We start from the raw sequence: 20644 nt of genomic DNA on the forward strand, positions 1-20644 counted from the left end.
ATTCTGATTCGCTTTTTATTCATTTCAGTTATCTTTATGGCAATCTTTAAAAACCAACAAACAGAATAAACATGGATAATACCCGTAGAAATTTTGTCAAACAATCTGCTGTAGTTGCAGCCGGAATAGCAGCGTTTCCAACGATTATGAACGCCGGCTGTGCTTCTCCAAACGAAAAAATTACTGTTGGATTAATTGGATGCCGAGGTATGGGATTCAGCGATCTCCAATCATTTTTGAAAAATAAGGAAGTTGAATGTATCGCTCTTTGTGATGTTGACCAACGAGTACTGGATAAACGCGCAGAAGATGTTGAAAAACTTACCGGAAAACGTCCCTTGTTGTATAATGATTTCCGACAGATTATTGATAATAAAGATATTGATGCGGTAATTGTTGGAACTCCTGATCATTGGCATTGCCTACCTATGGTTTATGCCTCGCAAGTTGGAAAACATGTTTATGTTGAAAAGCCTCTTGGAAATACCATTGAGGAATGTAATGTGATGGTGGCTGCGCAAAAGCGATATGGAAATATAGTTCAGGTAGGGCAGTGGCAACGAAGTCATCAGCACTGGAACGACGCAGTGGAGTATTTGCATGCGGGAAGCATAGGGCGTATTCGCTCAGTAAAATCATGGTCTAATGTTGGGTGGAAGAATTCCATTCCGGTTATTCCTGATTCTGACGCTCCTGATGGAGTCGATTATAATATGTGGTTGGGACCGGCTCCTGATCGGCCTTTTAACAAGAATCGATTTCATTTTACTTTTCGATGGTTTTGGGATTATGCCGGCGGCTTAATGACTGATTGGGGAGTTCATCTGCTCGATTTTGCTTTGTTCGGGATGAATCAGTATGTTCCCAAATCGATAACAGCTGTGGGCGGTAAATATGCATTTCCTAAAGATGCTATGCAAACACCGGATACCATGTCAGCTGTTTTTGATTTTGGCGATTTTGGTTTGATTTGGGATCATACCATTGGAATTTATGGAGCCAACTATGGAGGTCGCGGGCATGGCGTTGCTTTTGTGGGAGAATATGGCACGTTGGTCGTTGATCGAAATGGATGGGAGGTTATCCCTGAAACAAGAAGTACAAGTGCTAAGGAAGGCTATGAGGGGGTGGAATTGCATCATGCGGTTGGAAATGGATTAGATTTGCATGTTCAAAATTTTCTGGATTGTATAAGAACAGGGGATAAACCTAATTGTGATATTGAAACCGGAGCACACATTGCCCGCTTTGCACATTTAGGAAATATCTCATATCGCTTAGGACGTAAAGTAAACTGGAATTCGGAAAAACAGGAGTTTGAAAATGATGCAGAAGCTAACCTATTGGTAAAAGCAAATTACCGATTGCCCTGGACCTTGCCAGAAATTTAAGAGGGAATTCGGGCTCAAAAAGTCATGTTAAATGTCCGATGTTTCGTATTTCTTTATTTGTCCCGCTACTTTTTCCATTAACCATTGTGGGGTTGAAGTAGCACCACAAATCCCTACGGAATTGTCACTGGAAAACCAGTTGGGATTTAGTTCGTCAGGATTTGAAATAAAGTAGCTATTCGGGTTGCTTTTTTTACAAACTTCAAATAGGAATTGAGCATTGGAACTTTTTTTGCCACCAACAAAAACGATCACATCATGTTGGTTGGCAAATTCTTTCATACGGGGAACCCGATTGGCTACCTGTCGGCAAATAGTATCTTTAATGATTATTTCCTGCTTTGAATTTTGCTTCAGTTCGGCTGCGATTTCATTGAATTTTTCGAGTGATTTGGTGGTTTGAGAAAACAAGTAAGCCGGCTTTTCAGGATCTACTTCAGATAGATCATCTTTGTTTTCAACAACGATAGCGTGATTGTCAGTTTGTCCGTCCAGACTCACTATTTCGGCATGTCCTTTTTTTCCAAACAAGATAATTTGTCCATCTTTTTGGTTCATTTCTAAGGTAGCCTTTTTAACCCGCTGCTGAAGTTTGAGAACCACCGGGCAGGTTGCATCAATCAGTTCAATATTGTTGGCCTTGGCGTGTTCGTAAGTTGAAGGTGGTTCACCATGAGCACGAAGGAGCACCTGACAATTTTTAAGGGTGAAGAATGTTTCCCGGTCAATAGTGATGAGCCCCAGCTCTTCAAGTCTTTCTACCTCCATTCCATTGTGTACAATATCGCCCAGACAATAAAGTTTCTCACTCTTGTCAAGTGTTTCTTCAGCCTTTTTGATGGCATTTACAACACCAAAACAAAATCCTGATTTATGATCAATCTCAATCTGCATTAAACGCTAAGTTTCAAATTTCAAGTTTCAAAAAACACTCCTTATTTCATCGGGGATTCTTTGGTTGTATAACTTTCGGTTTGCCAGTTATGTACGATTAGTCCTCTGTGATCTCTTTTACTTTTTTAGTCACCCACTTCAATTGCTCTTCCCGACTGATCGTGCTATTGTCAAGAATTAAAGCATCATCGGCTTGCTTTAGCGGACTCTCTTTTCTCCCCGAATCAATACGATCACGATCTTGTACATTTTTTAAAATTTCTTCAAAGCTAACTTGCTTGCCTTTTTCGGTCAGTTCATCGTACCGGCGTTGCGCACGAACTTCCGGGCTGGCAGTCATAAATATTTTCAACTCTGCATCAGGGAAAACAACTGTGCCAATGTCGCGCCCATCCATAACGATGCCTTTGTTTTTTCCCATTGCTTGTTGTTGCCTAACCATGGCCTGCCGAACTTCGCGAATGGTTGCAACAGGACTAACGTGATTGGCTACCGGAAGTTGACGAATTTCGTCTTCCACGTTTTCGCCATTCAAATAGGTATCATTCTGTTTGGTAGCCTCATTAAACCGGAACTCAATTTTTATCTCTTCCAAACGATCAATTAAGCCTTGTTCATCGACTTTTCCATCGGCAGCCAATTGGTTGCGTAAGGCAAATAAAGTAACTGCCCGGTACATAGCGCCACTGTCTAAATAGATGTATTTTAACTGTTTGGCAAGTTGTTTGGCCACGGTGCTTTTCCCACACGAAGAGTGGCCATCAATGGCAATTACAATTTTATTGTTGTCAGCTTTTTGATTCATGTTGACAAATATATTGTTTTTCGATGGAAGAAATTGTTCAACGCGCAGAAATAGAGCCAGTCGTTAATTGTTACTGAAAATTGTTTCAAATGGGTGTGGACTTCATGATTCAGATGGCTACTTCTGAATATGAATAAATTTGGCTAGTTAAAACTATTATGCAAATTGATAGCCACAGAAATGTGATTACTGGTTGCTGCCAAATGGTAGCGTGCCGATCCATAGTTGAAGTGAAAGCGGTTTATTTTAAACCCAAATCCCCATGAAAAACCGACTGTTGATGCCTTGTCTTTGAAAAGCAGTTCTTGTCGCCTTTGGTAATTGTATCCGGCGCGGATTGTAAAATTGTCCGAAGGGAGCAATTCAACGCCAAGAACCAAATGGCGCAGGAACTTCTTGCTAAAATCATCTTTTTCAATGGTTGTTTCAAAACCATTGTCAACTTCTTCTGGTTGAGCCAAAGACCATTTTTGTAAGTGTTGCAAGGTAGCAGTCAGACGGAATGGGGCATGAGCTAGTCTTTTTGAAACCCCCAACTGGACATCAAATGGAATAGACTCACGATTAGCTCCTTCGTAGTAAGTCGTTATTTGCCCGCCCATATTTTTAAGTACAAGAGCAATATTGGTTAGTTTATCGAGGCTGGCATAGCTAATGCCGGCATCAACGGCCAACCCAAATGACTGGTAAGCTTCAAACGACGATAAAATTGGCTTTAATGTAGCTCCAACCTGAAACCGATTAAATTGCTTCGCCCAAATGATGTTTAGTGCATATTCTGAAGCATTGAATGTTCCACCACGCTGCCCGACTTCGTCAGCATAAGTAAATTTACCATAGTTGATATAATGCATTCCCAATGCAAAAGTTCCAATGTCTCCATAATTTTTTGCAAACGAGGCATAGCCAAACTTAATATCATCAAAATAGCTGACGTAGTTCATCAACAGTTTCTGGTTCATCGATGGATGCAGCAAGGCCGGGTTGTTGTAGGCGACATTTAAATCGGTAGAGTCGTTTATTGCTACCTGGTTGCCCCCAAGTGCTGCCATCCGTGCAGAATTTGGCAAATTTAAAAACTCGTAAGTTGATTCACCTCCTACTTGAGCGTTCGAGCTAAAAGCTGTGAATAATAAAAATGAAAGTAAAATGAGCTGTCTGGTCATCATCCCTGTGGGCTGGTTTTACATCTAACGCCAAAGTTATTTTTTTATTTTAATAGCAAGATAGTTTTTAAAGAATTTTCCCAAACAATCGACTTTGCTGAGTTTGTAGAATATTGATGTTTCTTTTTTGTTGAGTTTGGATTGAAAAAGAGAGCTTATTTCTCATTGACACAGGCAGTCACTTCAAGGAGTTTTGGTTCTGGTAGTTGAAGGTGTTGATCGGGTTTTGAATTTTTGTGATGATTTGTTCAACCCCAAAAGGTGCTTGAAATTATAATGTTTGTTAACAGAATAATGCGGTTCATTTTTTATTTTTATTTTTGCAGGAGATGAAACGAGCACTGGTCGTCATACTGTCTGTATTTTATTTGCTGGTTACCGTTGGGTTGGCAGTTCAGGTACAATATTGCTCGGGCGAAATCTTGTCGGTACAGCTTTTTTCAGAAACAAATTCTTGTTGTGGAGAAGCGAGTTTCTGTGATACAGACTGTTGCCACAATCAATCTCAGGTGATTCAGTTCGAAGAACAACAAACGCTTCTGAGTAATTCTAAGCTGAAAGTAGAACAACCGATGTCTCAGCAGGCTGTTTCTACCTTGGTTTATTCGCCTGATTTTTTCGCGAAACAGGATGCCCCATTCGTTAGAAATACTTTTTATCCACCACCAAACGAGCCGGTTTGGTTACTGCATTGTTCCTTGGTTTACTATGGTTAGCTTTTAATCGATCAACACTTAACGGGCCGTTAATTTTGATGGCCCGAATAGTCTTATGGTATCAATTAAAAACTAACAAAATGAGAACATCAATTTTATTTTCAGTTATACTTGGCCTGTTTTTCTCAGTGGTCGTTTTTGCCGAAAATGGCGAAAAAAAGAAAAAAGTAGAAACTCTTGAATTTGAAGTTTCAGGAGTTTGCGGTGCGTGTGAAAAACGTATTGAAAAAGCGGCCTTAATAAAAGGCGTAAAAATGGCTGAATGGGACAAACAAACCCAAAAAATTAAAGTCATTTATTCCACTAAAAAGACGGATGAGAAAGCCATTCATCAGGCCATTGCGAAGGCCGGGCACGACACCAAAAAAGTGAAAGCCACCGATGAAGCTTACGCTCAACTAAACGATTGTTGCAAGTACCGCGACGGAGTAGAAATTCACTAATTCAATTCACTATGATTCAGAAGGGATGGCTAGTTTCCCTGCTACTTGTATTTCCATTGTTCGGATTGGCGCAGCTTGCCCCAAATATGGTGGAAGGAAGTGTAGCAGAGAGAACAGAAGATGGGAAAACGGCGCCGCTTGTTGGTGTCAACGTCTATTGGGAAGGCACTTCGATTGGTACCAGTTCGGACAATACCGGGCAATTTATGATTGAGCGGACCAATAAAACCAAGCAGCTGGTGTTTAGTTATATTGGTTATCGCAACGACACATTAGAGGTTAACACCGACAAAATTCCGGTGGTGGTGATGGATGTTTCGCGCGAGTTGGGCGAAGTGGAGGTTGTACACCGACAGAAATCGACCGAGATCTCCATGCTGGGCTCCGTCAAGGTGGAGCATATTGGGGAGAAGGAGTTGTGTAAAGCAGCCTGCTGTAACCTGAGTGAAAGTTTTGAAACCAGTCCAAGTATCGACGTTTCGTTTACCGATGCAGTAACCGGGTCGCGCCAGATTCAGATGCTGGGGCTGGCTGGTCCCTACGTGCAGATGACCCGTGAAAATATACCGGATATGCGCGGACTGGCTTCGATTTATGGTTTAACATTGGTTCCGGGAACCTGGATCGAGAGCATTCAGCTGAACAAAGGAACGGGGTCGGTGGTGAACGGTTACGAAAGCATTGCCGGGCAAATCAACCTAGAGATGAGAAAGCCTGAGGTCGCGGATCGGCTGTATTTGAACTTGTTTGCCAATGCAGAAAGTCGTTTGGAGGCCAACCTGAACCTGGCTCACCGGTTTAAAAATGAAAATTGGTCAACAGCCTTATTGTTGCATGGAAAGAACAATTCTAGAAAGTTTGATCACAACAATGACGGGTTTATGGATATGCCGATCGGCAGCACGTTTACCGCACTGAACCGCTGGACTTATAACGGCGGGCAGGGAATTCATTTGCAATTTGGCGTCAAGGGATCGGCCATGAGCAGTGAAGGCGGGGAATTGGATTTTCAACCTGAAGATGCTCTCACGAGCAATGGCTGGGGAATGAACGTTGATGTGAAACGACTGGAAGGTTGGGCAAAAATAGGCAAGGTGTTTTACGATCTGCCATGGAAATCAATGGGTTTACAACTGGCCGCAACAACACATGAGCAGGATAGTTATTTTGGTTTGAATGCCTATCACGCGGAGCAGCAATCAGCCTATGCCAATTTCATTTATCAGAGTATTATTGGGAACACCAACCATGAGTTTAAAACGGGAGTCTCTCTTCAGTATGATGATTTTCACGAAACGTTGAATGATACAATCTTCAACCGCGAAGAATCGGTGCCGGGCGTCTTTTTCGAGTACAGCTGGCTGCCATCTGATGCGTTTAGCTTGGTCGCAGGTATGCGGGCTGATTATCACAATTTGTATGGCGCATTTCTAACGCCACGTCTGCATGTTCGCTACGCGCCGGCAGAACAAACGGTGTTGCGACTTTCGGTAGGGAGAGGGCAACGCACAGCAAGTGTGATCAGTGAAAATAGTGGCATACTGGCCAGTTCGCGTCAAATTATATTTCAGGGTAAAGCCAATGATTATCCTTATGGATTTGGTCCTGAGGTAGCCTGGAATTACGGGTTGAACCTGACCCAAAAGTTTGAATTGGGGTATCGCCCCGGAAGCATCAGCTTTGATTTTTACCAAACGGACTTTTCCTCTCAGGTGGTACTCGACTTGGATCAAGACCCACAGCAGGCCTTGTTTTTTGAGTCGAGTGAAAAATCTTATTCCACTAGTTTTCAGGGACAGGTTGATTATGAACTTGTTCAACGCCTGGATGCGCGTTTCGCTTATCGTTGGTATGATGTAAAAACAACCTATCGGCAAGGTTTGTTGGCAAAGCCTTTGCTGGCCAGCCACCGGGCATTTCTTAACCTGGCTTATGAAACCCGTAATTCGTGGAGCTTTGACTATACCATTAATTGGCAGGGCGAAAAGCGGATTCCAAATACGTCTTCTAATCCTCCGGAATTTCAACGAGATGGTTATTCACCCGATTTTTTTCTGATGAATGCACAGGTTAGCAAAAGTTTTAGTGAGAGGTTCGAGATTTATGTGGGAGTTGAAAATCTGACTGGTTACAAACAGGATAATCCGATTATAGCCAGCGATCAACCGTTTAGTCCTTATTTTGACAGCTCATTGATTTGGGGGCCCATTTATGGACGCAAATCGTATGTTGGTCTCCGTTTTAGAATTCAGTAAGAAACGGTTTTTCGGCCTAAATAACAGCGATAAACCACTTGGATTACTGAAGCCCCAAGTGGCTTATCGCTTTTTCCCATCGAATATCTTGAATTGCTTGCGCTCTTAATTTTATTGGGCAAGCTCAATTCTCCATAGGCCCCGGAGTTCGTTTAATTTGTAGCCAGTGGCTTTGTCGTTGGGGTAAAGTGTTTGCAGCTTTTCGTAGGTTTCAGGCTGAATGGTCTCCGCTGGTCCGTGACATTGCAGGCAAGCCGGCATTGCTGTCCGGATTGGTTTGTAGTAAATAGCCTGCGACTTAACCACAACCAGCGTATCTTTCGGAACATCCTGTTGGGTTGCCCAGTTCCATAATTGCTTGTCTGTTGCTGTTTTAAGGCTATTCCCCGGATTCCTGTTCTTATCCGAAATGCGAGATATCGTGTAGTTGAAATGATTACTTAGGCTGTCGGTAATAGAGGAGGCTTGCAGGTTGCAAAATTCCACTGCATAAAGACTACCACCTTTTTTCATGGCGCTCGAAACATGAGATAGTAAGGAGGTTTGTGCTTGTGCCGAAATGTGGTTGCCGATTTTCAGAAGTCTGGAGTAAGCTTCTGCATCCATTTCATTTTTAGCGTTTCTTTGCCCGCAAGAAAGAAGCATTAAGCTGATTAGGATTGAAATTGAAAAGAACAGTTTTTGTTTCATTTTCTGAATTTTAGTTGATTCGTTATGTCAATACCTACGAAAAGTGGATTCATTTGGGTTACACGCAAAAAAAAAAGAGTAGATCTCTATCTACCCTTTTCTAACCTAACTAAACCAATAAAACTAATCAAACCTAAACTTATGAAATAAAATCTACCACAAAGATATGTTGAAAAACACAAACTTGTGTTATGTGAATGTTAAAAAACATGTTCTACAGCATTTATATTGATTTTATTCAAGATTTGAAAAAAAAAGAGTAGATCTCTATCTACCCTTTTCTAACCTAACTAAACCAATAAAACTAATCAAACCTAAACTTATGAAATAAAATCTACTACAAAGGTAAGGTGAAAAACACGATTGTGTGTTAAGCCAATATTAAAAAACGTGCTGTAGAACATTTTTTAACAATTGAATTATTCCTATAGCAAAAGAAAGGGCGCTTCCAATTGGAAACGCCCTTTCTTTTGAGTAGTTACTTTCTGCTTATTTCTTTTTGCCTTTACCTTTTTCGTCTCCGGCTATTGAGTCTCGCATCGAAGTGTCGGCCATGATATTTTTGTATTTCATGTAATCCATAATTCCCAGATTACCGAGTTTAAATGCTTCTGCAATTGCTAAGGGAACTTGGGCTTCAGCTTCGATTACTTTAGCACGCATTTCCTGCGCCATTGCAATCATCTCTTGTTCTAATGCAACAGCCATTGCACGACGCTCTTCTGCTTTCGCTTGTGCAATATTCTTATCAGCATCAGCTTGGTCAATTTGCAGCCCGGCACCAATATTTTTACCAATGTCGATGTCGGCGATATCAATCGAAAGAATCTCGAATGCTGTACCTGCATCCAATCCTTTGTTTAGTACAACTTTGGAAATAGAGTCTGGATTTTCCAGCACTGCTTTGTGGGTGTGCGATGAACCGATAGAAGAAACGATACCTTCGCCAACCCGCGCCAAAATAGTGTCTTCGCCTGCACCACCAACTAGCTGTTTGATATTTGCACGAACAGTCACCCTTGCTTTGGCTATGAGCTGAATACCGTCTTTGGCAACAGCAGCAACCGGAGGTGTGTCAATTACCTTCGGATTCACAGACATCTGTACAGCCTCAAATACATCGCGGCCTGCCAGGTCAATGGCGGTGGCCATATTAAATGTCAGATCAATGTTGGCTTTTTCGGCCGAAACTAATGCATGAACAACCATGTCAACTTTTCCGCCAGCTAAATAGTGAGCTTCAAGTTTGTCACGGTCTAACTTTATGCCGGCTTTGGTTCCTTCAATTAAAGCACGAACAATTACAGAGGGCGGAACTTTCCTGAAACGCATCAGGAACAGTTGCATAAGTGAGATACGAACTCCGGAAACTAAGGCTGAAAACCAAAGTCCGATTGGTATAAAATACAGGATGATGATGAGTAGGACAAAAATCCCAACAACTAATCCTAAAGTTCCAAAATATTCCATTATTTATTGATTTATTGGTTCAACAATTACTTGCGTTTTTAAAACTTCAATAACCTTGATTTTGACATGTTGATCAACAAAGCCCCCTGCGGATTTGGCCTCCATGCTAAGCTTGTTTATTTTGACCCGTCCTGTAGGAGCTAGTCTTCCGAGGGTTATTCCTTCATCGCCAACACGAATAAGCTGCTCATCTATTTTGTCGATATGGCTATCGATTTCAGAATTCAAAAGCATGTGTTTACCCGTTTTACTTTGAAAAAGCTGGTAGACAATGATAGGGGAGGCAATGATAACGAAAGCGAGTGTGATAATTCCTACTAAAATACCATAAGTATCAAAAGCTAAATAAACACTTGCTCCAAGTAAAACGACACCCCCAATTCCGGCAATAGTGATTCCCGGGATCACAACAAATTCTAAAAGCAATAGCAGAATTCCCAGTAAGATCAGGAATAAGATGATTAGAATGGTCATTTGTTTTTTTGTTAATCGATGGTGGCCGTTAATTCTCGGGCAACCAAGGCTTTCTTTAGTGGACTAAGGTAAGTAAAACTTCCCTTTTTAACATCACATTTCCCTTTATAATGTGTGATTAAAGTGCATTGGGTTGCTTGTTCAGCATCGTGCTCACAAACTTTAATTAAGGCATCAATCACATAATCAAAGCTATGGTTGTTATCATTGTGAAGAATGAGAAACCGGTTATTCTTCCGTTCTGTCTTATTATCTTGTTCCGGTTGCTTTTTTGTTTGTTCTCCAGGCTTCATTTTATTTTCCATATTATCCCTCAGTAATACTTCGGGCTTCTTTTACAGGTATTCGTTTTCCGTTTTTATAGGCCGCAATAAATGCGTCTTTAACTCCTTCGGTTCGTACTTGAGATTGCATTTGCAGTGCATCGTCGTACGATTTCAGTTCCCCAACAGTATAAACCGTCACGCCATTCTCGTCGGTATATTGATCAATGCGACGAATGACCGACAATTTTTTAAATAAACGTTGAACCCAGTCAGGAGGAGTTTTACTATAAGCGCCAATTTGTATCTTATAGGTCACCCCATTGTCAGCTGTCTCGGGTTCATCAGGCAGTAAGTTTTTAACAAGGCTATCGGGCAATACCACTGGCTTTTGAGCTTCCAGCTTCTTGATGCGTTCTGCTTCGTGAGCTTGCCAAATACTGTCTTCCATAGCTTTGATTTTTTGAATGAACGACTGAATGTCCTCCTGGCCAGCCTGCTCCCAATAATTGATTTCCCGTTTTCGGGCTTCAAAATATTGTTCGTTAATAGCTTGGTTTTTAGAGTAAGTTTCTTTTTCTAAAGTAAGGATTTTATTGGCAATGTCCTCTTTTTCGTCGGCTAAAGCTGAATGATATTTATCACGAAGATTGTTCGTTTTTATCAATACTTGCTTCAGTTCCTGTTCGTCTTGCCAAGCTTGAATAAAAGCCTGAAGTGACTTGGGATTTTTAAATTGGTCTATCTTTAGATACTTGATGCTTGAATTAACCTGAAAATTGATCAGGCTATCTTCCAGCCCGGCAGGGATCTCTATTTGAATCGGCTTTTGTTTTTCAAGCGTGTCAACTTTTTGTATTTCCTCTTCTTTAACTTCGGGCTCAATGTCAACCTGCTGTTCCGGTTTGGGAAACGGATTAATTTGCTTTTCAGAAAACTCAATCAGCTCATCCAGGTTTGTCGAGCGCTTTACCCGGTTTCTAGCTTCATCATCAAACTGTTTGTAGTAGCTGAGTGCTTCGGTATAATTTTCTTCTGCATGAAAGCATTGTGCGAGGTAGTACAGGCTTTTTGCAGGCGTATCTTTTCCCAGTGATAATAGCAGTGCCTCTTTTGTTTCAGCTCCAAACTGTTCGGTCTCTGCCAGGCACATGCCCAGGTAGTAATTTAACTCTTTATCCTGAGGATACAAATGAACCAAATCCTTGAAATAGGGCAGGGCTTCGGTGTATTTTTCTTCTTCAATTAAATTCTTAGCCAGCTGTTCCGGATCGTTTTGTGCAAGGGCTGTTTTTCCGAAGAAACAAAGGCCGACTAAAAACAATAAAAGAAATGAAGTTGTTCTGTGAAAAGTTGTCATGTTTATATGCATAATAGCGATATCGTTTTCGATCTAAAATTACAAAAAATGTTGAAAGCTAATTTTTCTTTAACTGTTAAGTTTTTGTTCGTTTTTCAACTCATATTAAACTGAAATTTATCATTAATTCAAGTATATTTGTCTAATTAAACAGAAAAAATGTATGGCACTTCTGAATAAAGGTGATATTGCACCTGAATTTAAAGGACTTAATCAAAATAGCGAATTCGTTTCTCTGTCTGATTTTAGAGGCAAGAAATTAATTTTATACTTTTACCCTAAAGACAATACGCCGGGATGTACGGCTGAATCCTGTAATCTGAATGACAATTATGATGCCTGGATTGAAAAAGGCTATGAGATTGTGGGTGTTAGTCCTGATAACGTAGCTTCTCACAAAAAGTTTGCTGATAAATTCGGCTTTAATTTCAATCTGATCGCTGATACAGAGAAGGAAATTCTACAAGCTTATGGTGTGTGGGGCGAAAAAAACATGTATGGTAAAAAGTACATGGGCGTTATTCGTACAACCTATGTGATAAACGAAGAGGGTGTTGTTGAAGAGGTATTTAAAAAGGTAAAAACAAAAGATCACACAAGTCAAATAATCAAAGCTTTAGACTTATCGTAATATGGCAAAAGAAGAATCAAATGTGAACAAGGAAAAGCTGAAAGCCCTTCAGCTTACAATGGATAAAATAGAAAAAAGTTACGGCAAAGGCGCCATTATGAAGATGGGGGATCGTGCAGTCGAAGACGTTCCGGCAATTTCTTCTGGTTCAATTGGATTGGATATTGCCTTGGGAGTCGGTGGATTTCCGAAAGGCCGGGTCATTGAGATTTATGGTCCGGAATCATCAGGTAAAACGACTTTGGCGATTCATGCGATTGCTGAAGCACAAAAGGCTGGAGGTATTGCTGCCATCATTGATGCCGAGCATGCATTTGATCCTTACTATGCGAAAAAATTAGGTGTTGATACCGATGAGTTATTGATTTCTCAGCCTGATAATGGTGAGCAAGCACTGGAAATTGCTGACAACCTGATTCGCTCGGGAGCTGTGGATATCGTCGTTATTGACTCGGTCGCTGCCTTAACTCCAAAAGCGGAAATTGAAGGTGAAATGGGCGACTCAAAAATGGGGCTTCAAGCTCGATTGATGTCGCAGGCGTTGCGTAAGCTAACGGCCAACATTAACCGCACAAAAACCTGTTGTATCTTTATCAACCAGTTGCGTGAGAAAATTGGCGTTATGTTTGGAAACCCGGAGACAACAACTGGTGGTAATGCCTTGAAATTCTATGCTTCTGTTCGTTTAGACATTCGTCGTATTGGTCAAATTAAAGATGGTGAAGAGGTGATGGGTAACCATACTCGTGTTAAAGTGGTGAAAAACAAAGTGGCTCCACCATTTCGTAAAGCTGAATTTGATATCATGTATGGTGAAGGAATTTCAAAGGTTGGTGAAATCATTGATTTGGGCGTAAATTATAACATCATTAAAAAAAGCGGTTCATGGTTTAGTTACGGTGAAACAAAACTGGGACAAGGACGTGAAGGCGTTAAAAATATATTGCGCGATAATCAGGAGTTGGCGCATGAATTGGAAACAAAAATTATTGAAGCGGTGGCTATAGCAGCCACGGTTGAATAGTCGAAATGATATTGCAGTAATGTCTGGATGAGGCGCGAAACTGCTTCATCCAGATTTTTTTTGATAAGGAGTGGACAGCTGCTGCAACCGTCTTCAGGAAAGATTCCCCGCTTGTTATCTTTTAATTTTAAATAGTTGTTTGAATTCGAACTGAGCTGGTATTATAGGTCAGGAATCGAGAATCTAATTATCAAGTATGAAAGTGTTGAAATTTGGAGGTACTTCTGTTGGAAGTGCTGAAAACATCCGAAAGGTAAAGGAAATTGTGAAAGGTCAGCCAGGCGACGTGATTGTTGTCGTTTCTGCATTGGGCGGAATAACTGACAAGATATTAAATGCAGCAAAAATGGCTGTGTTAGCAACGGAATATTTCAATACGGAAATTACGGCAATTAAGGAGAGGCACGATGAAGTTGTTGACGCTTTGTTTGATGGCGAACAAATGGAAAAGGTAAAAGCAGAAGTCAATCAATTGTTGGATGAACTGTCTAAAGTGATTCAGGGAGTTTCCATGATTGGAGAGTTAACACCAAAAACGCTGGATAAAATTGGTGGCTTTGGCGAACGTTTGTCTTCCTATATTATTAGCGAATTCATTGAAGGATCGCAATGGGCTGATGCTTCAAAAATGATAAAAACCGATAGCGCTTTTGGCCGCGCCCTGGTCGATTTTAAACTGACGAATAAGAAGGTAAAAAAGGCATTTGAGAATTTCTCAGGTGTTTGTGTTGCTCCGGGCTTTGTTTCAAGCAACAGTGCCGGAGAGTATACAACTCTTGGACGCGGAGGTTCTGATTATACCGCAGCAATTCTGGCAGCCGCATTAAATGTTGAGGTGCTTGAGATCTGGACCGATGTCAATGGTTTTATGACTGCTGATCCTCGTATCATTAGTAAAGCTTACACCATTCAATCGCTGAGTTATTCCGAGGCGATGGAGCTTTCACATTTTGGAGCGAAAGTCATTTATCCACCAACTATTTTGCCGGTTTTTCAGAAGGGAATACCTGTGCAAATAAAAAATACGCTGGATCCTGAACACGAAGGAACCTTGGTTCGTCCAAGTCAGCCGAATGGCAAAGACCGCCCAATTAAAGGGATTTCTTCCATTTCAAACATTAGCCTGATTACTGTTCAAGGCTTAGGAATGGTTGGAGTTACCGGCATATCGAGCCGTTTGTTTGGTGCATTGGCCAAGGAAAATATCAATGTGATTTTGATTTCACAAGCATCATCCGAAAACTCAATTTCGTTTGCCGTAGACACCCTTAAAGCTGAAACAGCCGAAGAAGCTATTCGGATTGAATTTGATCGTGAAATTGCAGCTCAACAAATCAATAAAATTGAGATTGAAAGCGATTTGTCGATTGTAGCGATTGTTGGTGAAAACATGAAGCATACGACCGGAATAGCCGGCAAGCTGTTTAATACCATCGGGAAAAATGGTATTAATATTATCGCAATTGCACAGGGCGCTTCGGAGTTAAATATTTCCTGGGTTGTAAAGGACTCTGATTTGCGCAAAACCCTGAATGTGGTGCACGAATCATTCTTCCTTTCCGAGAATGTCGAAGTTAATGTCTTTATGCTTGGAATTGGTTTGGTTGGCGGTAATCTGTTAAGTCAAATTCAACAACAACAGGAAAAACTGCTGAAAGACAAACATCTGAAGTTGAAAGTGGTTGGTGTGGCGAATTCGAAAAAAATGTTGTTCGATCGCGACGGAATTAACATTGATGGGTTTAAAGAACGCCTGGATACTGAAGGCGAAGCCTCCGGATTGGATGCCTATAAACAGGAAATTATAGATATGAACATATACAATTCCGTGTTTGTGGATTGTACCGCTTCTGATGCAGCGGCTGAAGTATATGGGGACTTGTTGAATGCCAACGTTTCTATTGTAACGGCCAATAAGGTTGCGGCTTCTTCGGAATATGAAAATTACCTGAAACTGAAGAAAATTGCCAAGCAAAAAGGGGTCAAATTCCTGTTTGAAACCAATGTTGGTGCCGGGCTTCCTATCATCAACACGTTGAATGATCTGGTAAATGCCGGAGATGAAATATTGAAAATTGAAGCGGTTCTTTCAGGAACGCTGAACTTTATTTTCAATACAATTTCAGCTGATGTGCCGTTGAGTAAAACGATTCAAATGGCGAAGGAAGAAGGTTTTTCAGAGCCTGATCCAAGAGTTGACCTGAGCGGGATTGATGTGGTTCGTAAACTGCTGATTCTGGTTCGCGAGTCAGGCTATAAAATTGATAAAGAAGATGTGATCATCAATAAATTCGTGCCTGATGAGTTTTTCGATGGCAGCATGGAGGATTTCTGGAGTGGGATTTCTGGTCTGGATGCTGATTTTGAGAAACGACGAAAAGTATTGGAAGCCGAAAATAAGTGCTGGCGCTTTGTTGCCAAATACGAAGATGGCAAAGCTGAAGTGGGCTTGCAGGAAATAGAGCAGGGGCATCCATTTTTCGACTTGCAGGGAAGTAACAACCTGGTCATGTTTACATCTGAACGTTACAACGAGTTTCCAATGATTATCAAAGGATTCGGTGCAGGAGCAGAGGTAACCGCAGCCGGTGTATTTGCCGACATCATTCGGGTATCAAACATCTAGTTGAATGAGTTTCCGAAAACGGATATTTTTTTGTCTGTTTGTGGACTGGCAGCATCTCCGGATATCATCTCCATTCGTTGTCTGATGATAAAAAGGCGTGAGGTCAGTTATGTGATTTTCAACTAAAATCGGCCATGCTAAGACTGGATCGGATTCAAAAAATTGCAATGCACTTACCGGGTCCGGATGGTTTTCAGGGAAGCGAATCTAAGACTGATCGAACGGAGCAGGCGAAAGAAGTTGAAGGAAAATAGGATACGAGAATTGCAGAGAGTTAAATTGAAAAAAAAGGAAGCACATGAAACGAGCATGTAAAGACCATCGCACACAGGAGAGTCATTATAAGCGAGTTCCATTGATTACCATTTTAAATATTAAAATTCTATTGAGATGAAATATATCATTGTACTAGGGGACGGAATGGCTGATGAGCCCTTGAAGGATTACGGAGGAAAAACCCCTTTACAAATGGCGAACATCCCGGCGATTGACCGTCTCGCTAAACTTGGGCGGTGTGGACAATTGCAGACTGTTCCCGAAGGAATGCACCCGGGAAGCGAGATTGCCAACATGTCGGTTTTAGGCTACGATGTAGCTCATGTTTTTGAAGGACGTGGAACACTGGAAGCTGCCAGCATGGGAGTGACCTTGGAAGAAGGTGACCTGGCATTGCGCTGTAACCTGATTTGCGTTGAAGGTGAAAATATTAAAAACCATTCGGCAGGGCATATCTCTAATGAAGAGTCGCATGAGCTCATCGATTTTCTGAATGAGAAATTGGGGTCTGAAACGATCATCTTTCACAAGGGGGTTTCGTACCGTCATCTGTTGGTCATTAAAGGTGGTAAAAAGCAAATGGCCTGCACTCCTCCGCACGATGTGCCCGGAAAACCGTTTAAAGGATATCTTCCAAAAGCGAAGGAGGAAGAAGGGCAGGCAACAGCTGAATTGTTGAATGAGCTGATTTTGAAATCAATGGAGTTATTGTCGGACCATCCAATCAATCAAAAGCGGAAAGCTGCAGGAAAAGATATGGCTAATAGTATTTGGCCGTGGTCGCCGGGTTATAAACCGCAAATGCCAACGCTGAAGGAAATGTTTGGCGTTGAAAAGTCGGCTGTTATTTCTGCAGTTGACTTGATTCAGGGAATTGGTGTCTATGCGGGTATGGATGTTATCCACGTTGAAGGCGCCACCGGACTTTACGATACCAATTACGAAGGCAAAGCAGAAGCCACCATGGAAGCATTGAAAGATCATGACTTGATTTACTTGCATATTGAGGCTAGCGATGAAGCCGGACACGAAGGCGATGTGGAACTCAAAACCAAAACGATTGAGTACCTCGATTACCGTGTGGTGAAGTATTTGGTTGAAGAAACAGCCAAGATGGACGAGCCGGTTGCCATTGCTGTTTTACCCGATCATCCAACGCCATGTGAAACTACGGTTCACACCAGCGATCCGGTGCCATTCATCATTTATAAACCCGATGTTGAGGGTGATGCCGTTGAGGCTTATGACGAATTTACAGTTCAGAAAGGTGACTATGGTTTGTTGCACGGCGCTGAATTCATAAAAGCACTAATTAGTTAAAAAAATAGAATACGGAGTTTTTCAGAAGGATCGTTTAGGCATGAACAGTCAAAAACTTGAAACTCAAAACTCACAACTCACAACTCGAAGATGAAATATTACAGTACCAATAAATCGGTTTCAGAGGTGTCTCTAAAAGATGCGGTAATCAAAGGACTGGCAGATGACAAAGGCTTGTTTATGCCCGAGCGCATCGAAGCCTTGCCGCAATCATTTTTCGACAATATCCACAAGCTATCGTTTCAGGAAATCTCTTTTGAGGTGGCCAAAAAATTCTTCGGAGAAGATGTTCCAGAGGCCGATTTAAAAGAGCTGGTTTACGATACCCTTTGTTTTGATTGCCCGGTTGTGCATGTCAACGACACTATTTATTCGCTGGAACTTTGGCACGGACCTACGCTGGCATTTAAAGATGTTGGTGGCCGTTTCATGGCACGCTTGCTGAGTTATTTTCTGAAAGGAAATACCGAGCAGGTTAATGTATTGGTGGCTACTTCGGGCGATACCGGAAGTGCAGTTGCCAATGGTTTTTTAGGTGTTGATGGCATTCATGTTTATGTGCTGTATCCAAAAGGATTGGTCAGCGAAATTCAGGAAAAGCAATTTACCACCCTTGGGCAGAACATTACGGCCATTGAAGTTGATGGAACATTTGACGACTGCCAACGGTTAGTGAAAACAGCCTTTCTGGATCAGGAATTAAAAGCTGGTTTGACATTGACTTCAGCCAACTCAATTAACGTGGCGCGTTTTCTGCCACAAGCATTTTATTATTTCAATGCCTATGCCCGTTTGCGCGAAAAAGGCATCACTGACGATATCGTTATGTCGGTGCCGAGCGGTAACTTTGGTAACCTGACCGCCGGTTTGTTTGCCAAGAAAATGGGCTTGCCAATCAAACGGTTTATTGCAGCGAACAACGAAAACGACATTGTTTACAAATACTTACAAAGTGGCAAGTATGAACCCCGGGCATCGGTTTCAACCATTGCCAATGCCATGGATGTTGGTGATCCCAGTAACTTTGCCCGTATTCTGGACTTGTTTGATCATTCGCACGAAGCTATCAAGGCTGAAATGAAAGGCTACCGCTATTCGGATGCTGAGATTCGCGAAGTGCTGAAAGCAGTGCACGACAACTACGATTATTTGCCCGATCCGCATGGGGCGACAGGCTATAAAGCTTTAGAAGAAGATTTACAAGATGGCGAGGTGGGGGTTTTCCTGGAAACGGCTCATCCGGCCAAATTCACCGAAACAGTTGAAAAGATTATCGGTGTTGGAAACGTTTCACTACCCGAAAAACTAGCTGAGTTTATGAAAGGCGAAAAACTCTCCATTCCACTCAGCAAAGAGTTTGACGATTTCAGAGACTTCTTGTTAAAACAAGCATAAAAACAAGAGCGGCATTTATTGAAAAGTGCCGCTCTTATTATCTTTAGCCAAGACTAAACAGTTTTGTAGTGTCGCCTAACTTTTAATTGGTTTTCCTAACGATTCCATTAGTTGTGGATGATCGTCGAGCGCAATTTTTGCGACGGCGTAAAATTCACTCATCCAATCGTCCAGTTTGGCGAAAGCTGCATCTTTTTGTTTTGTTGCATCTTGCGATTCGCCTACCTCACGCAAGTATTCAGCTCTTGCTGTTTCCGTTTCTGTAATCAAACTCGCACCCTCATTTAATTCTTTGGGCGTTACTTTTAAACGTGCAAGCCTGCTTTGGAGCGCTTCATTATTGCGCGCAACGGCGTAAAAAGTCTTCACGGTATCCATCCATTTTACATGGGCATGTGGTATCCTTCCGGTTATGCCAAGCTGCTCCATAATTACAGGTTCATTTCTAAAAATAACCTTTGCTTTCTTTCGATGATTCGAATAAAGGTCGGCTAGTTTTTCTTTTTGATCCGTAAAAAATTTGTAAGCCGCCGAAGTTTCATCATCCTCTGTTCTATTGGCATCAAAAGTTTGTTGGGTTTCCAGGTATACGCCTTTGCCCTGAGCAATTACTTCCGGCGTATAACCGAATTCAGACATGATGGTAGCAATGGTTGGTTGTTTCTCAACATTTTCGAGCGAAACCCGGTATTGCTCCAATACCGCAGCTTCTGAGTTTGGTCTTTTTGTGGACATTTTTCAGTGTTTAAGTTAAAAATTGGTATTTCATCGTGTCCTTAAGGTGCACGAGCTGTTCCTTAACGTACACAAGCTGTTCCTTAACCTGTTTCTCGCGTTCCTTAACGTGAGTTGTCCACTCTTTAGCGCAATGCAATCACTCCTTCTTGTTGTTGTTCTGTTTTCGACTCTGGTTGGTGCTTTCCTTTGGCTGCTTCTTCTATTATTTTAGGTGCTGAGGCAGAGCCTTCATCTGTTTCGTATCGAAAATCGTAGTTCGAATATAAATGTTTTTGTTTAATTGTCAAATAGATGAATAAAAAATGTTGGGTTTAGAATTCGGTCAATGATTGATGTAATTATCGGGTTTAAAATCATTTAACGTGGCAAGTGAGGTCTATGATGGGTTTGTTGGTTTGAGCTGCCTGGATGGAGAGCTTTTGGGGGTATCTGATATGTTGTTAAACTTAAATTTCGTGTGCCGTGTTGAGGCGGCGGTCGATTCGTTAAATTACAATTCGTTTATGGTTCTTTAATTGAAGTGTATGCTATGTTTCAAAGCGATTTCGGAATAGATGAATAAGCTATCAGCCAGATTTACAGTTGTTTTGTGGTGGTGTGTAAGTTGTGCCGCATGCGAGGCAGTGAAAAACTGCTCTTTATTTGGCTTCCTCTAAGATGAATTAGAACGACACAATACTAAAAGCTATTAGTGTATGGAAGATTAT

The 20644-nt window shown here is 41.5% G+C and carries 19 protein-coding genes; 9 read left to right on the top strand and 10 right to left on the bottom strand.

The window, feature by feature from the left end; translation table 11 throughout:
- The first annotated feature begins 71 nt into the window (after nt 1-71).
- Nucleotides 72-1391 carry a Gfo/Idh/MocA family protein gene (locus GR929_RS06040; RefSeq protein ID WP_159518042.1) on the top strand — a complete coding sequence of 440 codons (1320 nt, stop codon included), beginning with the start codon at nt 72-74 and terminating at the stop codon, nt 1389-1391.
- A gap of 27 nt (nt 1392-1418) precedes the next feature.
- Here GR929_RS06040 and GR929_RS06045 read toward each other — a convergent pair whose 3' ends face one another.
- The 3 genes from GR929_RS06045 to porQ all read right to left on the bottom strand — a co-directional run bounded on the left by GR929_RS06045 (nt 1419) and on the right by porQ (nt 4259).
- Nucleotides 1419-2285, bottom strand: a complete 867-nt coding sequence (locus GR929_RS06045) for a 4-hydroxy-3-methylbut-2-enyl diphosphate reductase (protein WP_159518043.1) — start codon at nt 2283-2285, stop codon at nt 1419-1421.
- Nucleotides 2286-2382: 97 nt separating this feature from the next.
- Nucleotides 2383-3090 carry a (d)CMP kinase gene (gene cmk / locus GR929_RS06050; protein ID WP_159518044.1) on the bottom strand — a complete coding sequence of 236 codons (708 nt, stop codon included), beginning with the start codon at nt 3088-3090 and terminating at the stop codon, nt 2383-2385.
- 143 nt (nt 3091-3233) lie between these two features.
- A complete protein-coding gene (gene porQ, locus GR929_RS06055; RefSeq protein WP_159518045.1) occupies nt 3234-4259 on the bottom strand; it encodes a type IX secretion system protein PorQ in 1026 nt (341 codons plus the stop codon).
- A gap of 326 nt (nt 4260-4585) precedes the next feature.
- Between porQ and GR929_RS06060 the strand changes: the two genes are divergently transcribed.
- From GR929_RS06060 to GR929_RS06070, 3 genes are all read left to right on the top strand, one after another.
- On the top strand, nt 4586-4972 hold the full coding sequence (locus GR929_RS06060; protein WP_159518046.1) for an HYC_CC_PP family protein: 387 nt from the start codon (nt 4586-4588) through the stop codon (nt 4970-4972).
- Nucleotides 4973-5052: 80 nt separating this feature from the next.
- Nucleotides 5053-5415, top strand: coding sequence for a heavy-metal-associated domain-containing protein (locus GR929_RS06065; protein WP_159518047.1), 363 nt, complete (start codon nt 5053-5055; stop codon nt 5413-5415).
- An 11-nt stretch (nt 5416-5426) separates the two neighbouring features.
- Nucleotides 5427-7670, top strand: a complete 2244-nt coding sequence (locus GR929_RS06070) for a TonB-dependent receptor (protein ID WP_159518048.1) — start codon at nt 5427-5429, stop codon at nt 7668-7670.
- Nucleotides 7671-7781: 111 nt separating this feature from the next.
- Here GR929_RS06070 and GR929_RS06075 read toward each other — a convergent pair whose 3' ends face one another.
- The 5 genes from GR929_RS06075 to GR929_RS06095 form a co-directional block, all read right to left on the bottom strand.
- Nucleotides 7782-8360 carry a c-type heme family protein gene (locus tag GR929_RS06075; RefSeq protein WP_159518049.1) on the bottom strand — a complete coding sequence of 193 codons (579 nt, stop codon included), beginning with the start codon at nt 8358-8360 and terminating at the stop codon, nt 7782-7784.
- A 489-nt stretch (nt 8361-8849) separates the two neighbouring features.
- Entirely contained in the window at nt 8850-9830 is a 981-nt protein-coding gene (gene floA / locus GR929_RS06080) for a flotillin-like protein FloA (protein ID WP_159518050.1), read from the bottom strand.
- A 3-nt stretch (nt 9831-9833) separates the two neighbouring features.
- Nucleotides 9834-10304, bottom strand: a complete 471-nt coding sequence (locus GR929_RS06085) for an NfeD family protein (protein WP_159518051.1) — start codon at nt 10302-10304, stop codon at nt 9834-9836.
- 11 nt (nt 10305-10315) lie between these two features.
- Nucleotides 10316-10609 carry an ATP-dependent Clp protease adaptor ClpS gene (locus tag GR929_RS06090; RefSeq protein WP_159518052.1) on the bottom strand — a complete coding sequence of 98 codons (294 nt, stop codon included), beginning with the start codon at nt 10607-10609 and terminating at the stop codon, nt 10316-10318.
- Between the two features lies 1 nt (nt 10610).
- On the bottom strand, nt 10611-11927 hold the full coding sequence (locus GR929_RS06095; RefSeq protein WP_159518053.1) for an SPOR domain-containing protein: 1317 nt from the start codon (nt 11925-11927) through the stop codon (nt 10611-10613).
- Nucleotides 11928-12090: 163 nt separating this feature from the next.
- On the opposite strand from GR929_RS06095, the gene bcp reads away from it, so the two are divergent.
- The 5 genes from bcp to thrC all read left to right on the top strand — a co-directional run bounded on the left by bcp (nt 12091) and on the right by thrC (nt 19199).
- Nucleotides 12091-12558, top strand: a complete 468-nt coding sequence (bcp, locus tag GR929_RS06100; RefSeq protein WP_159518054.1) for a thioredoxin-dependent thiol peroxidase — start codon at nt 12091-12093, stop codon at nt 12556-12558.
- 1 nt (nt 12559) lies between these two features.
- Entirely contained in the window at nt 12560-13582 is a 1023-nt protein-coding gene (gene recA / locus GR929_RS06105; RefSeq protein WP_159518055.1) for a recombinase RecA, read from the top strand.
- Between the two features lie 196 nt (nt 13583-13778).
- Nucleotides 13779-16208, top strand: a complete 2430-nt coding sequence (gene thrA, locus GR929_RS06110; protein ID WP_159518056.1) for a bifunctional aspartate kinase/homoserine dehydrogenase I — start codon at nt 13779-13781, stop codon at nt 16206-16208.
- A 390-nt stretch (nt 16209-16598) separates the two neighbouring features.
- On the top strand, nt 16599-17804 hold the full coding sequence (locus GR929_RS06115) for a cofactor-independent phosphoglycerate mutase (RefSeq protein ID WP_159518057.1): 1206 nt from the start codon (nt 16599-16601) through the stop codon (nt 17802-17804).
- Between the two features lie 90 nt (nt 17805-17894).
- Nucleotides 17895-19199 carry a threonine synthase gene (gene thrC, locus GR929_RS06120; RefSeq protein WP_159518058.1) on the top strand — a complete coding sequence of 435 codons (1305 nt, stop codon included), beginning with the start codon at nt 17895-17897 and terminating at the stop codon, nt 19197-19199.
- 75 nt (nt 19200-19274) lie between these two features.
- Here thrC and GR929_RS06125 read toward each other — a convergent pair whose 3' ends face one another.
- On the bottom strand, nt 19275-19934 hold the full coding sequence (locus GR929_RS06125) for a hypothetical protein (RefSeq protein ID WP_159518059.1): 660 nt from the start codon (nt 19932-19934) through the stop codon (nt 19275-19277).
- Between the two features lie 125 nt (nt 19935-20059).
- Complete coding sequence (locus GR929_RS06130; protein WP_159518060.1) at nt 20060-20224, bottom strand: hypothetical protein; 165 nt, start codon at nt 20222-20224, stop codon at nt 20060-20062.
- Nucleotides 20225-20644 lie beyond the last annotated feature (420 nt).

Source organism: Sunxiuqinia indica (assembly GCF_009847015.1).
Taxonomy (GTDB): domain Bacteria; phylum Bacteroidota; class Bacteroidia; order Bacteroidales; family Prolixibacteraceae; genus Sunxiuqinia; species Sunxiuqinia indica.

Coding starts and splice junctions, on each gene's coding strand:
- porQ (WP_159518045.1), bottom strand. CDS start 4,259: ATGATGACCAGACAGCTCATTTTACTTTCATTTTTATTATTCACAGCT.
- floA (WP_159518050.1), bottom strand. CDS start 9,830: ATGGAATATTTTGGAACTTTAGGATTAGTTGTTGGGATTTTTGTCCTA.
- GR929_RS06040 (WP_159518042.1), top strand. CDS start 72: ATGGATAATACCCGTAGAAATTTTGTCAAACAATCTGCTGTAGTTGCA.
- GR929_RS06085 (WP_159518051.1), bottom strand. CDS start 10,304: ATGACCATTCTAATCATCTTATTCCTGATCTTACTGGGAATTCTGCTA.
- GR929_RS06115 (WP_159518057.1), top strand. CDS start 16,599: ATGAAATATATCATTGTACTAGGGGACGGAATGGCTGATGAGCCCTTG.
- GR929_RS06125 (WP_159518059.1), bottom strand. CDS start 19,934: ATGTCCACAAAAAGACCAAACTCAGAAGCTGCGGTATTGGAGCAATAC.
- thrA (WP_159518056.1), top strand. CDS start 13,779: ATGAAAGTGTTGAAATTTGGAGGTACTTCTGTTGGAAGTGCTGAAAAC.
- GR929_RS06045 (WP_159518043.1), bottom strand. CDS start 2,285: ATGCAGATTGAGATTGATCATAAATCAGGATTTTGTTTTGGTGTTGTA.
- GR929_RS06070 (WP_159518048.1), top strand. CDS start 5,427: ATGATTCAGAAGGGATGGCTAGTTTCCCTGCTACTTGTATTTCCATTG.
- GR929_RS06075 (WP_159518049.1), bottom strand. CDS start 8,360: ATGAAACAAAAACTGTTCTTTTCAATTTCAATCCTAATCAGCTTAATG.
- GR929_RS06065 (WP_159518047.1), top strand. CDS start 5,053: ATGAGAACATCAATTTTATTTTCAGTTATACTTGGCCTGTTTTTCTCA.
- GR929_RS06090 (WP_159518052.1), bottom strand. CDS start 10,609: ATGGAAAATAAAATGAAGCCTGGAGAACAAACAAAAAAGCAACCGGAA.
- cmk (WP_159518044.1), bottom strand. CDS start 3,090: ATGAATCAAAAAGCTGACAACAATAAAATTGTAATTGCCATTGATGGC.
- GR929_RS06060 (WP_159518046.1), top strand. CDS start 4,586: ATGAAACGAGCACTGGTCGTCATACTGTCTGTATTTTATTTGCTGGTT.
- GR929_RS06095 (WP_159518053.1), bottom strand. CDS start 11,927: ATGACAACTTTTCACAGAACAACTTCATTTCTTTTATTGTTTTTAGTC.
- thrC (WP_159518058.1), top strand. CDS start 17,895: ATGAAATATTACAGTACCAATAAATCGGTTTCAGAGGTGTCTCTAAAA.
- bcp (WP_159518054.1), top strand. CDS start 12,091: ATGGCACTTCTGAATAAAGGTGATATTGCACCTGAATTTAAAGGACTT.
- recA (WP_159518055.1), top strand. CDS start 12,560: ATGGCAAAAGAAGAATCAAATGTGAACAAGGAAAAGCTGAAAGCCCTT.